Consider the following 15,464-nt stretch of genomic DNA (forward strand, 5'->3'; position numbering starts at 1 on the left):
TCTTTAGAAAAAAAAATATCAGGCATTATGAAGCAGATATTATATTGTACACTCTTCCTTTGTTTAACCTGTATTAATCAATTAATTGCAGGAAACATCACAGGAAAAGTGTCAAATGAGAAAGGAAAACCTTTAAAAGGAATTCCGATAAGTGTAAAAAATACTTCTAATAGTGTAAAGACGCTTGAAGACGGTAGTTTTATTCTTGAAGACGTCTCGGAAAAAGATACATTAATGATCTATCCTTCTAAAAATAAATTTGTTCTCATACCTGTAAAAAATAACACATCCTTTGATATCAGGATAAATAAGCGGGATTTATCTGTAGCTAGCGGCGATTACAGGGAAATACTTACTTTTTTAAATATAGCGAAGGCACGGACTAACCCTAATGTACTGACTAAAGGACAAATAGAAAAGCTCAGCGCCAATTCTGTATCAGAACTTCTTCGGGGAGATATTCCCGGACTGCAAATTACGATGATAGATAATGCTCCGGTGGCTATAATTCGGGGAGCATCTAGTCTTACCGGAGATGTAGAACCTCTCTATCTGGTAGATAGTGTTCAATATACTAAATTAGCAGATGTAGATTCTTCTGTAGATGTAAAAGACATCGAATCTTTAGAAGTCTTAAAGGACGGTTCAATGTTCGGGGTAAAAGGCGCCAATGGTGTTATTATTATAAAAACAAAAATATATTAATGAATTACTGATGTTACGCAAAAGACTAATTATGTAGGGCTAAAAAGGCTATCTTTGGAGGATGGAAAATTTATTAGATTTATACAGTGACTATCTGTGATGCAGTACCCGTCAGACGACCGCACCCGGATTGTCGGCCCTGTCTAATGGGAGCCTCAGCCACGACGGTATAACCCGGTTCATATCAGGAGAAGAACTAAACTCGAAAGACTTATGGTTAGAGGTTAAACCCATAGTACGGGAATATGAAAACACCGGCGGCTGTTTGATATTTGATGATACGATAATAGAGAAGCCGTACATGGATGAAAATGATTTGATTTGCCGGCATTGGGATCACAGTAAAGGCCGGAATGTAAAAGGGATTAATATCCTGTCGGCGTTTTATGTTTGCGATTCGGATGACGGGACTTCCGCCCTTGATATTCCGCTGTCTTATAATACAGTAAAAAAGACAGTTCGATTCTGTGAGGTGCAAACACCTAAAGAAAAGCGTCAAAGCCCCATAACCAAAAATGAAATGATGCAGGAAATGATAGCCATACAACTAAAGAATCAAGTCCTTATTTTTTTATACATTTACAGAAAATATCAAGATTATGACCGCAATAACTCTAACAGATAAGGAAACAGCAATCAGAGAAAAGCTAATCAAGGCTGTCTCCGAGGGCGAGAAGGTGTATTATTCGGATTTGATAGGTGGAGAGGATGCTTCTCTTATTCGTAGTCTTGGGGCAATATTAGAAAGGATTACCCGATACGATATTGAGAACAAACAGCCTATCTTGGCATCTATTGTTGTCGCTAAATCGACAGACTTACCCAATGAGGGCTTCTTTGAGATGTGTGACTCTGTGACTCACTGATATAGATGCTTGTTTGAGTGATATGCAGAAAGAGTGTTTTGAGTGGTGGGGAAAAGAATTACACTAGTATAGTAGATGAATCGAATGGATATAGTGATTTATTGTGGAAAAAAAATATCTCCATTGAGATGAAAAATTTGAGTAAGGCTGTAGATTTAGCATATCGCCATCAAGCATTGATGAATGAGAAAATCCGTATGGAGTTACTTTTTGACCTCTATAAAAATTATATCAAAAGCATGTTTAAGAAAGAAAAAAAGGATTAGAAAATGAAGGATATAATTGATTTTACAGTCGCCTTTATTGCAACTATACTGGGTATTGCTTTCCCTTTAATTTTGCAATCAATTCAACGATTAGATGAAAAATATTCTTCTACTCGCATAATGAAACGGTTCGTAAAAGAGACATACTTCAAGTTGTTTTACATTTCCCTTATAATAACTATTGTCTTATCTTTTTTATGGTTTTTGGATTCACACAAATTTTTCAATACACCTATTTTAGAGTTACAAATAGACATTTTATTGTATATATCAACTGGGATAACTGTAGTTCTACTATTTTTGCTTTTTCAGCTTATTCAAACATATAACTTCCCTACTGACTTAAGTTCTGTAATATTCACCGAAAACCCTCCTACACCACCATCGAAAGACGATCTGCTCGATATCAATGATCTATACGTGTACGGTATGCATATACAAGATGAAGATATTGCTCTTAAATTTCATGATTGTATGATTTCATATTTAGCTGAATTTAGAGAGCAGCACCCTAATGAAAAATTAGTTTATGAGCCTTGGTTTTACAAAATGCTCCGAAACATTAATGAGTCTATGTTGAATGAAAATAATTCATATGTTTCTTCAATATATAATGTCAATGTTATAGACTGGCTCCTTGACCGCGGTTTAAATACATTTACAAGCAATGATACTTTTAGGGTAATTTGGCTTATTCTTCTTGCTCAAATAAAACGAGGAGATGACAATAGGCTTAATTCTTTTCTCGATTCATTATACTATCACATGCAAGGATGCAGCTTTCAACATAATAGATATGATCTTTCTCCAGAAAAAGAAAAATCGGTAAAGGAAGAGGAGGAAAATCTAAAATGGTTTTTCTATACTTTATCAGGGTTGTTATTAAATGAAAATAAAATATACACGATAGAATTGGGAGCAAATCTTACTCATTCGGAACCACCCAAATACTATTTAACTCCAAACAATATAGACGAAGTAATGCGATATTTAGTGAAGATGCATTATCAATATGAATTGAATTTTATAATGCAATATTTTTCATTATTTCAGTACCCCAATCTTCGCGGAATATTTGACAATGACACTAAGGTAGCTTACATCAAAGAAGTATTTGCATTCTTTTTCTTAAGATTATATACATTAATCCCTAATTATGGGAATAATCCTTTAAGAGAACCAAACTATCCAAATAATGTAAGAGATTTACATATTTGGTTAGATGAAATTAAAATTTTAAAATCAAATGTAGAAGAACTTCTACACAATAAGCGGAGATTGGAAGAATATCGATTGCCAATGGCAAATGAAGATTGGGAACCGATAAAAGAGGGAATTCCTTTACCGCTGAACTTAATAGATATTTTACAAAAAGAGTGTGAGAATCGAATAGAGACATTAAAAAATAATCCTGAAATTAGTAAAGAGAAAATTGATTTGTTTAAAGAAAAAACGAGGCAGTCTATTGATAACTTTAGGAAACAAATAAAGAATATAAACAATTACAAAATATCTGATGGAATAGAATGTAAAATAATTTCCCATAAAATAAATGGAAATTGGATTGTGGAAACAGCTGCATTTTGTGATAATCAAGAGATTAGTTATGTCGATTTTGATGAAATATCAGGAAACTTGATAATGCAAAAGGCAAGAGCATTTTTATACAAAGACTATTTTTCTTCTATAAATACAACTTCATTTAAAGTCTCGGATCAAGATATTTTTTCTATTATTAATAAGTTACTAGGAGACAGTCTAGATCTGTATGTAATAATAAATTTTGACCTTTACGTTCCATATTATGCACATTTTGAAAAAGATATTAAATTTGTAGAAAATGATGATATTTCAAAAGCATATTATCGAAATGTAGAAATTATCACACCTCCCATTAGTGTTCCTGTAGATGAAAGAGGGTTCTGTGTAATGAAGAAAGAAGAACTTGCTAATATAACGTTAAGTGATCCTTATGATATGTTCGTAGAACCATTGGCTGAAAACAAGAAAAAATCAAAAATCAAAGCCTATGTTAATTTAGAAATAAAATCTCCTAAAATAAGTGAGTGTATAAAACTCGTGTCCTCTTATAATGATAAAGAATGGGATAATATAGACCAAATAGAATGGAGCAACCGCAACTAATCAATTATTTTACCTTTATAATATGGGGTAAAAGTTCTATCTTTAAGCATCTTTTTGATTAATCAGTGCCCATTCCAGTGCTCTTTTTAGCGCTTCTCCATGACTATTGCAGCCTCACATAGCTTCTTAATTTACATCTAGCAAGGAATTGAAAGAATCCACGCAAAGCAGCGAAAATCATTTCAATTCACGGTAAACTCACAAGTGTGCCCACTTTTTTAAACTCAACTATTCGATATCAGATAGTTGAGTTTTTAATTTTATAATGAATATCATTAACTTTTACAATATTTTATTCCCATGTCTATTATTTCCTTTATTACTGCATAAGGTATTACAATTTTACAAATCAGAATTTTACTTCAAAGCGATGCATGCTGTTTTGGTAAGAATATATTATTTCCCAACCATGAAGTTTGCATACCTGATATGCAATGGATAAACCCAGCCCATTACCTTTTTTGTTTTCTGATGTCCTACTAAATCTCCGGAATATTTTGTCACTATCTAAGGGTTGTTTCTCCCCGGTATTTTCTATAATAAAAGAACCTTCACTGAGTGTAATAATAATTTGGGCATCTGCTGTTGCTGTATTATGACGAATAGAATTTACAACCAGATTATTTATTAAACTCTCTAATAATATTTTATTTGCTGATAAAGTTACATCTTCAATATTGGTCGTAATCGCAATACCTTCGCTCTCTGCCAAAACTTTCAGATAATCGAGTTGTTTCTCCAAGACCCGTCTAAAGTCAATATTTTCAGTCTCTTTAAACTGATTGTTATCTATTCGCGCCAGTAATAGCAGATTTTTATTTAAGCGGGTTAAACGGGAGAGGATATCATATAAAGAATGAATTGTTTCAACTTGCTTCTCGGAAAGATTCGGCTCCTGAAAAAAAACGTCTAATTTACTTTGAAAAACCGCCAAAGGTGTTTGCAGTTCATGGGATGCGTTTTGGACAAACTCTTTTTGTTGATTATAAGCTTTTTGGTTATTACTAATTAAATTTGATAATATTGTATTTAACCGGTCAAATTCTTTTATATCAACTTTATCAAAATGGGGAACATTTCCTTTAATAATATCAAAGTTGTCAGCTTTAGATAAACTACTATAAAAAGGCTTCCATAGTTTTCTTGATATAATTCTTTGAACAAGCAACGTACACACAAGCAATATAAGAAACAATATCCCATATTGCCCGACAAGGGCACTAATCAAATCCTTATCTTCAATCATTGCTATACGTGACACGAGAATATACGGATTGCCCTGAATCTTTATTTCCTTATAATAAATCCTGTAATCAACTTCGTGTCCTTCAGCCTTGTTATAATAAGATTTTTGAATTACGCGGTTCATGGGATAGGCAATATCCGCATCCATGATTTCCATCTCATTATTATACTTATTCCAATGTCCTATTTCGTCAACAGTAAAGGTCGGCAGGTATTCAGATACAAACTCGTCACTTCTGTAAATAATCAGTTCGTCCAGATCCTCGGCATAGAAGTGTTTCATTACTAAAAAGAATAAAGGCGAACAACATATCAATAGAATGACAGTCGACACAGCAAACTGCCACATGCTTTTACTCAACAACCCTTTCATTCTACCCATTGATAACCCGTTCCATAAATAGTTTTAATACAATTCTCGCAACCAATATCCGCTAGTTTGGACTTTAAATTCTTTATATGAGCATATACAAAATTGTGACTATCCAACATATCAGCCATATCACCCGATAAATGTTCGGCAATAGCATTTTTTGATACCACTCTGTTTTTATTTCCTATAAGGTATAACATTAATTCATATTCAGATTTTGTAAGTATAACAAGGTTTCCATTTACTGTAACTGTTTTAGACAGGAGGTTTATTTCCGCCTTATTTGATTTAAGTACATTGTTATGAGAAAATTGCTGTCTTCTCATAAGTGCATAAATTCTTATACTTAATTCGGAAAGAGGGAACGGCTTTGCCAAGTAATCATCCGCACCGATTTTCAAGCCTGTAATTTTATCATCTAAAGAGCCCCTTGCCGAAATAATGATAATTCCACTGTCGATATTACGTTTTTTGATTTCCTCCAGTATTTCCAATCCATCACCTCCCGGCAGGTTCAAATCCAAAAGAATACAATCATAACTATACATCGAAATTTTTTCTATCGCGCTGTCAAAACTATAAGCCTGTTCACACAAATAATTATCAGCTGACAGATAAGTCACTATATTTTGTGAAAGTTCCCGCTCATCTTCTATTATCAGGATTTTCATTTTCTTAAGTCTTGTATTATTGTTTATCCATTAATATAACTAAAGAACCGCCGGCAATAAATAAACCACCCACGATCACTTTCCAGCTGACAGTCTCTCTCAGTATAATAAATGAAAGGAATATTGTAAAAACAACGCTCAATTTATCTATTGGAGCCACTTTAGACGCATCTCCCAATTGCAATGCCTTAAAATAGAATAACCATGATAACCCTGTGGCTATTCCCGAAAGGATAAGAAATGCCCAATTCATCTTTGTCAATTCTTTTATCCCGCTAATCCCGCCGCTTGCAAACACAATACCCCAGGTAATAAGAAGAATAACACAAGTCCTGATAGCTGTGGCTAAATTAGAATCGACATTCTTAATTCCTATTTTGGCGAAAATAGCAGTCAGAGATGCAAATACAGCAGAAAGTATAGCATAATATTTCCACATAACTATTCGATTTTCAATTATATTCCAAATGTAGTAAATCAACTTTGTAGAAAAATTGAATACAATAATATTTTATTATTCCGTTGCAGTCAAAATTCTAAATTTCTGCAAAATCAAACATCAATTTTGCAATATTATTATTCATATTAGCAGATGAAACATTTACTTGCGGTTATTTTATTGCTTATAGTTGGCAGTTTTAGCATATACGCACAACAGGAGGATACAATAAAAATAAAAATGCCTCCCCAAATTATGGTACAATCTAAAGACTCGCTGGGGAAGGATAAAAACAGCTTAAATTTTACACCTTTGTATCGGGATTATAATCGTTTGGAAAATGATCTACTTATATCAATGGATGAAAAAATTACTTCCTCATTCGATAAATCCAAAGGGAAGACAAATATATTCAATGCTCCCTATTCAAAATTCATTATCCCTGCAGCACTGGTATCTTATGGAATCATAACCAGAGGAAATAAGCCTTTGCAACAGCTCGACCATAGCACCAACAACGAAGTCAACGAACACTTGAAAGTATCCATCCCCATTGATGACTATTCTCAGTTTGCTCCGGCCATAGCTGTATACGGACTTGACTTTATGGGAATAAAGGCGAAGCATAATTTCAGGGATCGTTCCATTATAATGGCAACATCTTATATTGTTATGGGAGCAACTGTACAAACAATGAAAAACACGATACCCGTTCTACGTCCGGATGGCTCGAACGATAAATCATTTCCATCGGGACATACCGCGACTGCCTTTGTCGGGGCACATATACTGTTCAAAGAATATAAAGATACCTCGCCATGGATCGGTATAGCCGGATATGCCGTCGCAACGGGTACCGGAACATTACGCGTATTAAATAAAAAACATTGGGCAAGCGATGTGGTTACCGGTGCCGGCATAGGCATCTTAAGCGCAGAAGCAGGATATCTGATGCTTCCGGTTTTCCATAGTATGCTTGGGATAAACAATAAAACTAACAATCTCACCATAGCCCCATCGATAGGAGTCGACAATTACGGTATAGGTTTATTATATACATTTTAATACTTTGCCACATAGTACATGACAAAAAATATTACAAAATCTTATATTGCCCTTACAGGGCGCGGTTTCAGGGATTGTATTTTCCTACCCAAGGCGTTGCCATTGGGCTATATTATGTAGCCCCTTCAGGGCATCGTGGAAAGAAACAGGCTGAAAGCCTGATATATTCCAGCCCGGGGTAACACCCCGGGTAGATGACAGACTAGGGAACCGTGCCCTGTAAGGGCAACATAATAAGCCTTTTAAATATATATAAAATATTTTTTGTCATGTACTATGACTTTGCCATAAATATCAGGATCATAAATATAAATTCTAAATTTCTGCAAAATCTTAGCCATAACTTTGGATAAATTTTAGCCCAATGTATTATGTTCGATAAAATAATACCTTACGAGAAAAATCTGTTTTTGGCGATAAATGGTGCGCATACCAATTTATTAGATAATATGTTGTGGCTGTTTTCAAGCATGAGTATATGGATTCCTCCGGCTTTATTCCTGATTTTGAATATTGTCTATAAAAAAAGCTGGAAACAATGGCTGCCGGTATTATTAGGTATAGTACTGGTTTTTATTCTTTGCGATCAACTATCCTCTCATATTATAAAGCCTCTTGTCGCCCGTCCGCGTCCGACCCACTATCCGGAAATAATGGAACATGTCAGAACGCTTTTCGGATATACCGGAGGTCAGTATGGATTCATTTCAGGACATGCGACCAATAGCTTTGGGTTTGCGATGTTTACAGCTTTGTTATTTCGGAACAGATTATTTACCTTTACCATTTTTGTTTGGGCGTCTATAGTTGCCTATTCACGCATTTATCTGGGAGTACACTTTATTTCTGATATCGTAGGAGGAGTAATAGCAGGAATAACAATGGGTTTCCTGGTCTATAAAGGCTATATATACATTACGTCTAAGATTCAGGTTAATAATACTATAAGTCAATACAATATTGAATATTCTAATAAGCAGATCGATACAATGACAATATTTATCATATTATATATATTGTCTTTCGCTGCTTTAAGTAAATATATAATACTATTTTTGCAATAACTTATACAATGAATAGAGTAATATCGGTTCTAATATTCTCATTGGTAATATGTGCGGGTTGCTATAATGACGGCGATAATTATGTGCCGGACATTAAGGTTCATACATTTTATGAAACAATAGATAAACCCGGAATAAAGATTCCCTACATCGGCGCCAAAGTATTCTATTATTATAAAGTTTGTCTGGAAGATTCTATAGGATATACATACAACGGAGAAGGGCTTTTACGAAATATTCAAACCAACTAAATGAATTATACAAATTAAAACTATATGAATACTACCAAAAAAGTACATGTAATTATTAATCCGGTATCAGGTACAAAATCGAAGAAAAATATTCCCGATTATTTTCAATCTATGGATGCTAAAAGATTTAGTATCCAACTACTATATACAGAATATCCGGGACATGCGACAGAATTGGCAAGAGAAGCAGTTGCAAATAATGTAGATTATGTTATTGCGGTGGGCGGAGATGGCACTATAAACGAAATCGCAAAAGCACTGATCGGCACTAATACTACCTTGGGAATACTTCCTGTCGGCTCGGGCAATGGATTGGCCAGAAGTTTGAACATACCTATGAATAAAGCAAAAGCTATAAACATTATAAGTAAAGGGATAACAAAGCAAATCGACTATGGAATAGTTAACGAACATATCTTCCTATGTACATGTGGAGTCGGATTTGATGCTCTGGTAAGCGAGAAGTCAAAAGATAAGACAAAACGAGGAAAACTGATGTATGCCAGAAACATGATCAGCACATTCTACAACTTTAATCCTGAGAGATATAAAATCATAACTTCTGCACAGACATTCGAAATAGATGCTTTTGTCGTTACCTGCGCCAACGCTCCTCAATATGGCAATGACGCTTATATAGCGCCAAATGCAAAAATGGATGACGGGCAAATGAACATTGCTATTCTAAAGCCTCTTTCTGTACTTAATATTCCTAAAATAGCCATACAGATGTTTTCTAAGACAATAGGTAATAATCGCAAGAAAATAGAGATTATGACTACCGAGGCTACTATATTACGGAAAAATGGAGGAGTAATGCACCTGGACGGGAACGCCATACACACCGGGAATGAGATAAATATAAAAATCGTTCACCGTGGATTAAATGTCCTTATTCCTTCAGCAATTTTATAAGTATTTAAGCAAAAAGAATGAAAATAAAAGAGATAAAAATACAATCCGGAATATACACTTTCGCTTTCAGCAGGCTAATAACGTTATCTGTTATCATAGGCTTCCTTACAAGAATTGTCCTACTGTTTAATGAACAAACTGATTTATCTTTCCCTGTACCGGATTGGCTCAAAATATTCGGATTTGGATTGATAAACGATATATGTTTCGGATTTATCGCTTCTTTTTTTCTATGGATGACATTTATATTTTTCTCGGAAGGAAAATACAGGAAACCTTGGGGATATATTATTGAAGGATTACTCGTATTGGCTTTCTGCTATGTTTCGTTTTTCAATACCATATTTGATGAGTACGGCAGTGTTGTTCCTAAAATCGCCCGGTATTTTCTGCTCTACAAATTTGTTAGTTTTACTATCCGTCTGCTTATACCTTCGGTAAGAGATAAATGGCGGGCGAGTCAATTTTATCTTATATTTTTTATTTATGTATTCTGTACTATATTAAATGCTATATGTGAATATGTTTTCTGGAATGAATTCGGGGTACGGTATAATTTTATTGCCGTAGATTATCTAATCTATACAAATGAAGTTATAGGAAATATCGTTGAATCTTACCCTGTTATACCTATGTTTGCCGGATTACTCATTATTTCGTTAGGAATTTCATATATATTGTTGCGAAAACAAGAGTTGTCTTTTTCTGTCCTGGCATCCTTCAGGACTAAAATGCTCGTTACCGGAACTTATATTATATTATTTATCATTTCTTGTGGACTATTAAATTTCAATTTACGCTTTCAACAAGCCGGCAACGTATACATAAACGAATTGCAGGCAAACGGACTACATCGCTTTTATCTGGCCTTTTTAAATAGCGAACTCCAATATGAAGAATTCTACATTACCATCCCCGAGGACAAGGCTATGACTATTATCCACGAGGAATATGGTAGCAGTGAAAATAACCTCCAAATCATAAAAGACTCTTTACCCGAAGTTCATAAAAACATTATCCTTATCACGGTCGAAAGCCTTAGCGCCTCATTCCTCAATCGTTATGGAAACGCAGAAAATATAACTCCCTGTTTGGATAAACTAATGGATGAAAGTCTTGTCTTCGACAATATGTATGCGACAGGCAACAGAACGGTGAGAGGACTTGAAGCGGTAACACTCTGTCTTCCTCCAAGTCCGGGAGAGAGTATTGTAAAGCGAGCCAATAACTCAGATTTATTTTCAACAGGAAAAGTATTGAAAGAAAAAGGATATATCGTCCAGTATCTATATGGTGGTGACAGTTATTTCGATAATATGGAAACATTCTTTTCCGGTAATGGTTATGAGATAATTGACAAAAAATCCTTTGCCAAAGATGAAATAACCTTTAGTAATATCTGGGGTGTTTGCGATGAAGATATATACAATAAAGCTATTAAAGTTTTTGATAATGATACAAAAACGGGGAAACCTTTCTTCGGCCATATAATGACCGTCAGTAATCATCGTCCGTTTACTTACCCGCAAGGTAAAATAGATATTCCCAATGATTCTAAATCCAGAAATGGAGGTGTAAAATATACAGATTATGCAATCGGCCGGTTTATAGAAATGGCCAGGCAACAATCGTGGTTTAATAATACCATATTTGTTATTACTGCCGACCATTGTGCATCGAGTGCCGGAAAAACGGAGATACCCCTCGATAAATATCATATTCCGGCTATCATCTATGCTCCGGGATATATCGAGTCTCAGCAAGTGAATACACTTGTTTCACAAATAGATATTATGCCTACGTTATTCGGCTTGATGCATTTTTCTTACAGTTCTTATTTTTATGGAAAAGATGTATTTTCTCCTGATTATAAGTCCAGGGTTTTGGTGGCTACCTATCAGAATCTGGGATATTGGAAAAATAATATTTTTACAGTATTATCTCCTGTAAGAAAAGTCAATCAATATCAAGTTAAGCAGAATGGCAATTACCAGTTTGAATTAACGCCTCTAAATCAAACCGACTCTGTTTCATTAAATCAGGCAATATCTAATTATCAAACAATAGGTTACAGCCTAAATAATTAAATAACTTATCCGATAAGGAGAGAAGACACTAACTCTTAAGATACTTATAGTAATTATAAATGGATGAAAACAGATTCTTACGTCTCTTTAGTTTAACTTGTCTATATAAATTAAGGTAAGCATCCATATGAAAGCTAAGATAACATTAATGAGAATAAAAGACAAGGCAGACTTTTTTATACTTGAACTTAAAATGACTTTTTAAGGATTGACTAAATAACATGAAAAAACTTAATTTAAAAGATGCCAACTTAATGACTGACAGTGAAATGAAAATGATTGTAGGAGGGTATGAAATTGTGGGAGGTGGATATACTACCGCAGCAAGTAGATGCGTTGGTAAAGATTTGTGTGCCGAATGTGTGGCTCGGGTAAACAGTATAGGACAAGATGTTATGGGCAAATGTTCACAAAACTCATTTAATGACGGTCAGCGTTATTGTTCTGAACTAAATTGCCATTATTAAAAAGGAAAATAAAGAACAATGAGGTATAATTATCTGTAATTAATAAAGATATCCCTTGCACAAGTAGGGATATCTTTTTGAAAAAATATAATAAATATTAAGGTTATGGCATCACACATGATAAAACGACTATATAAATACATAAACTCTAATGTTATGAAAACATATAAACTAGTCCTATTTTTATCTTTATTAATGTGTAGTTATAATGTTATTTCTCAAAATAACGATTGGTCCCCTTCAACTATCACACAGCTGGGAGCCAAAATAACTAAAGTAAACGGGAGTATTACGTATTTTATTGATCCCCAATCGAGTGCCTCTGAACGTAAGAGTATCATTGAAACAACAAAAAAATACATAGAGCATAACTTGGAGTTAATAGGAGAATCTGACTTTAAAGATTCTGTTTACATCGTGTTAGCTCGTGACAAAGATGAAATGATTAAATATGCAGGAGGACGAATCTCGGGTATTTCCATGTTGAAAGACCAATATGTTCCCCAAAATATGATCTGTTGTATCCCCAAAGTCCTGAAACATGAACTCATGCATATGATAGTTAGCCTAAAATGGAATCCTTTAATAAAGAATTATATTGGACATCCGGACTGGCTAGCAGAGGGTTTAGCAGTTTATGCTGACCCCGAAGCCGAAGACCTCAAAGGTTTTACCTTAGAAGAAATATATACCAAATTTTATCAAAGTAATAAACTATTGCCGGATTTGTTAACCAAATTTCCAAGTGTTACATCCTCAGAAATTAAAATTGCATATATTCAATCTGGTTACATAGTACAGTTTCTAATTGAAAGATATGGTGTTCAAAAATTTAAAGAGTTGTGGTTTGAAAATTCTGATTTTGAAAGAATATATGGAATAGACCTGGAATGTATGGTTCAAAAAATAAATAACGAACTAGATCAAAGATATTGTAGTTCGATAAAATAAGATTGGGAAGAATTTCCGATTAAGATAGTTATTAACCATCTCTTAGTCTGAAAGTTTGATCTAGTAAATCAACTCTATTGCTAAGTTGCAGGGCAATAGGCAATAAACTGATCACTTATTGTAATATTCTGCGACATAACTAAACAATTTTAACAATGAAGAAACTTAGTAATAAAAGACGCCAGTCTAATGACTGACAGTGAAATGAAGATGATGACAGGCGGGTATGAGGTGACAGGCGGGTATAGTAGTGGAGGAGGTTGTGGAGCTTATCTCTGTAATTCAGATTCGAATTGCCCTCCAGCTGTGAGTGGATATAGTCATTGCACAAAGTGTAAAGAAGCACCAAATACATCTGGTTATAAAGGGTTTTGTTCTTAACTAAAGCAGTTAGGATCAGATGGGTAATATTCCCATCTGATCCTAAAATAATACTCTAAGATATGAAAAGAAAAATGCTTATAATATTTTTGCTGTTTTATTCAGCTTTATATTCTCAGGAATCTCAATTCTGTTTTAATTTGAATGGCAAAATAGAAAATATAGAAAATGTAAAAGGTCAAGAATTAGAACTTTCTTATATTGATAATGGAACGATAATTCAAAAAACCATTGATATGAGAAATGGAAAATTCTCTATAAAAGGAAATATATCCGAACCAACATTTGCACAATTGAAGTTAGGTGAGGTTTCTGTTCACTTTTGGCTTGAGGAAGGTAATATATCTTTATCTTTTTCTGTTGTAGAACCAGACAAATTAGAAATTAAAGGATCTGAACTTTGGCAACAAACAAATATGATAAAGAATGAAGTCTCTAAATCGTTAGTAATACAAGATTCTATAATAAGTGTAAGGGACTTGATTGCAAAAGAACTTGAAATAGAAAAAGATTCAATTCGTACTAAAAAGTTAAAATTAGAACAGAAGAAGGTAACCCAAGTATTAGATTCTATTATTAAAAAAAACCAATTATATTCTATCTACCGTTTTCGTTCAGATCCTAACTCTTTTATTACTATAAAAGCTTTAATCCAATTGTTCCCTATGTTCTATGGAAGATGGATTTCATCTGAAGAAGCAATAGAAATATATAACGAATTATCATTTGAAAAGCAAAACACTCCAACTGGCAAGAAAGTGAAACAATTAATAGAAAATTATAGAAATACAGAAATAGGTCATCAAGCTCCTGATTTTGAAACAAAAGATATACATGGAAATACTGTGAAGTTATCAGATTTCAGATGCAAAAAAGCAGTTTTACTTGATGCTTGGGCAAGTTGGTGCGGACCATGTATTAAAAATATTCCGCACATTAACGAAATTTACCATCAATACAAAGACAATGGATTGGTTATTATTGGTATTTCTATGGATTCGGATATAAAACAATGGCAAGAGGCTATAATAAAATACAAGACAGAAGACTGGATACATATATTAGCTGATAGAGAGAATCTTAGTTGGTTTACCAAAGGCTTTTCTGAAGAAGATATACTTTTTAAGTATCCATTAATAGAATCAATCCCAAGATATTTTCTAATTAATAAAAAAGGAATAGTTGTAGGTAACTGGAAAAAATATAGTAATGAAATTCTTATAGAATTACAGAAAATATTAGAAAACTAAAAAGTTGCTTTCTAATATTTCACTGAACAACAACTTTATACAACTATTTATTTAGTTCTAAAATAACATCGAAATCACTTAATTAGTCGTCCCTTAAAGAGCATTCATACTTCTGATTATCAGTAAAATAACATTTAAAATAATTGTTTAAATCTGCAAGAATTCATATCTTTGTGGTATAATTCTTGCAGATTTTTATGCTACAATACAGTAAAAAAGATAATCAGAGAAGTTTATTTTTCTCCTTATCAGATACATTAGATCAGCATCATCCGCTTTATATTTTAGCAGATAAAGTGGATTGGGCAATGTTTGAGTATGAA

The 15,464-nt window shown here is 33.7% G+C and carries 16 protein-coding genes; 13 read left to right on the top strand and 3 right to left on the bottom strand.

Annotation, left to right across the window (positions count from 1 at the left end; genetic code table 11):
* The first annotated feature begins 27 nt into the window (after positions 1-27).
* The 4 genes from ACYPZI_RS01070 to ACYPZI_RS01085 all read left to right on the top strand — a co-directional run bounded on the left by ACYPZI_RS01070 (position 28) and on the right by ACYPZI_RS01085 (position 3,982).
* The gene (locus ACYPZI_RS01070; RefSeq protein ID WP_459597750.1) at positions 28-705 is read left to right on the top strand and encodes a TonB-dependent receptor plug domain-containing protein; all 678 of its coding nucleotides are present in this window, start codon (positions 28-30) and stop codon (positions 703-705) included.
* 130 nt (positions 706-835) lie between these two features.
* Positions 836-1,330: a hypothetical protein gene (locus ACYPZI_RS01075; RefSeq protein WP_459597752.1), complete on the top strand. Its 495-nt coding sequence runs from the start codon at positions 836-838 to the stop codon at positions 1,328-1,330.
* Positions 1,305-1,571, top strand: coding sequence for a hypothetical protein (locus ACYPZI_RS01080; protein ID WP_459597754.1), 267 nt, complete (start codon positions 1,305-1,307; stop codon positions 1,569-1,571). Before ACYPZI_RS01075 ends, ACYPZI_RS01080 begins: the two co-directional genes overlap by 26 nt.
* Positions 1,572-1,840: 269 nt before the next feature.
* A complete protein-coding gene (locus ACYPZI_RS01085) occupies positions 1,841-3,982 on the top strand; it encodes a hypothetical protein (protein ID WP_459597756.1) in 2,142 nt (713 codons plus the stop codon).
* Between the two features lie 349 nt (positions 3,983-4,331).
* Here ACYPZI_RS01085 and ACYPZI_RS01090 read toward each other — a convergent pair whose 3' ends face one another.
* The 3 genes from ACYPZI_RS01090 to ACYPZI_RS01100 are packed head-to-tail and all read right to left on the bottom strand — an operon-like array spanning position 4,332 to position 6,710.
* Entirely contained in the window at positions 4,332-5,609 is a 1,278-nt protein-coding gene (locus ACYPZI_RS01090; protein ID WP_459597758.1) for a sensor histidine kinase, read from the bottom strand.
* Entirely contained in the window at positions 5,597-6,271 is a 675-nt protein-coding gene (locus ACYPZI_RS01095) for a response regulator transcription factor (RefSeq protein WP_459597760.1), read from the bottom strand. The genes ACYPZI_RS01090 and ACYPZI_RS01095 overlap by 13 nt, the downstream gene beginning before the upstream one ends.
* Before the next feature lie 16 nt (positions 6,272-6,287).
* Entirely contained in the window at positions 6,288-6,710 is a 423-nt protein-coding gene (locus tag ACYPZI_RS01100; protein ID WP_459597762.1) for an EamA family transporter, read from the bottom strand.
* 153 nt (positions 6,711-6,863) lie between these two features.
* Here ACYPZI_RS01100 and ACYPZI_RS01105 point away from each other — a divergent pair, with 153 nt between their 5' ends.
* The 9 genes from ACYPZI_RS01105 (at position 6,864) to ACYPZI_RS01145 (ending at position 15,141) form a co-directional block, all read left to right on the top strand.
* On the top strand, positions 6,864-7,775 hold the full coding sequence (locus tag ACYPZI_RS01105) for a phosphatase PAP2 family protein (RefSeq protein ID WP_459597764.1): 912 nt from the start codon (positions 6,864-6,866) through the stop codon (positions 7,773-7,775).
* 371 nt (positions 7,776-8,146) lie between these two features.
* Entirely contained in the window at positions 8,147-8,839 is a 693-nt protein-coding gene (locus tag ACYPZI_RS01110) for a phosphatase PAP2 family protein (protein WP_459597766.1), read from the top strand.
* An 8-nt stretch (positions 8,840-8,847) separates the two neighbouring features.
* Complete coding sequence (locus ACYPZI_RS01115) at positions 8,848-9,090, top strand: hypothetical protein (RefSeq protein WP_459597768.1); 243 nt, start codon at positions 8,848-8,850, stop codon at positions 9,088-9,090.
* A 24-nt stretch (positions 9,091-9,114) separates the two neighbouring features.
* The gene (locus ACYPZI_RS01120) at positions 9,115-10,005 is read left to right on the top strand and encodes a diacylglycerol/lipid kinase family protein (RefSeq protein ID WP_459597770.1); all 891 of its coding nucleotides are present in this window, start codon (positions 9,115-9,117) and stop codon (positions 10,003-10,005) included.
* Between the two features lie 17 nt (positions 10,006-10,022).
* A complete protein-coding gene (locus tag ACYPZI_RS01125) occupies positions 10,023-12,092 on the top strand; it encodes an LTA synthase family protein (RefSeq protein ID WP_459597772.1) in 2,070 nt (689 codons plus the stop codon).
* Between the two features lie 221 nt (positions 12,093-12,313).
* Positions 12,314-12,559, top strand: a complete 246-nt coding sequence (locus ACYPZI_RS01130) for a hypothetical protein (RefSeq protein WP_459597774.1) — start codon at positions 12,314-12,316, stop codon at positions 12,557-12,559.
* A 156-nt stretch (positions 12,560-12,715) separates the two neighbouring features.
* A complete protein-coding gene (locus tag ACYPZI_RS01135; protein ID WP_459597776.1) occupies positions 12,716-13,510 on the top strand; it encodes a peptidase MA family metallohydrolase in 795 nt (264 codons plus the stop codon).
* 189 nt (positions 13,511-13,699) lie between these two features.
* Entirely contained in the window at positions 13,700-13,891 is a 192-nt protein-coding gene (locus ACYPZI_RS01140) for a hypothetical protein (RefSeq protein ID WP_459597778.1), read from the top strand.
* Between the two features lie 62 nt (positions 13,892-13,953).
* Positions 13,954-15,141, top strand: a complete 1,188-nt coding sequence (locus ACYPZI_RS01145) for a redoxin domain-containing protein (RefSeq protein ID WP_459597780.1) — start codon at positions 13,954-13,956, stop codon at positions 15,139-15,141.
* Positions 15,142-15,464: the final 323 nt, after the last annotated feature.

It is taken from the genome of Dysgonomonas reticulitermitis (assembly GCF_054601275.1).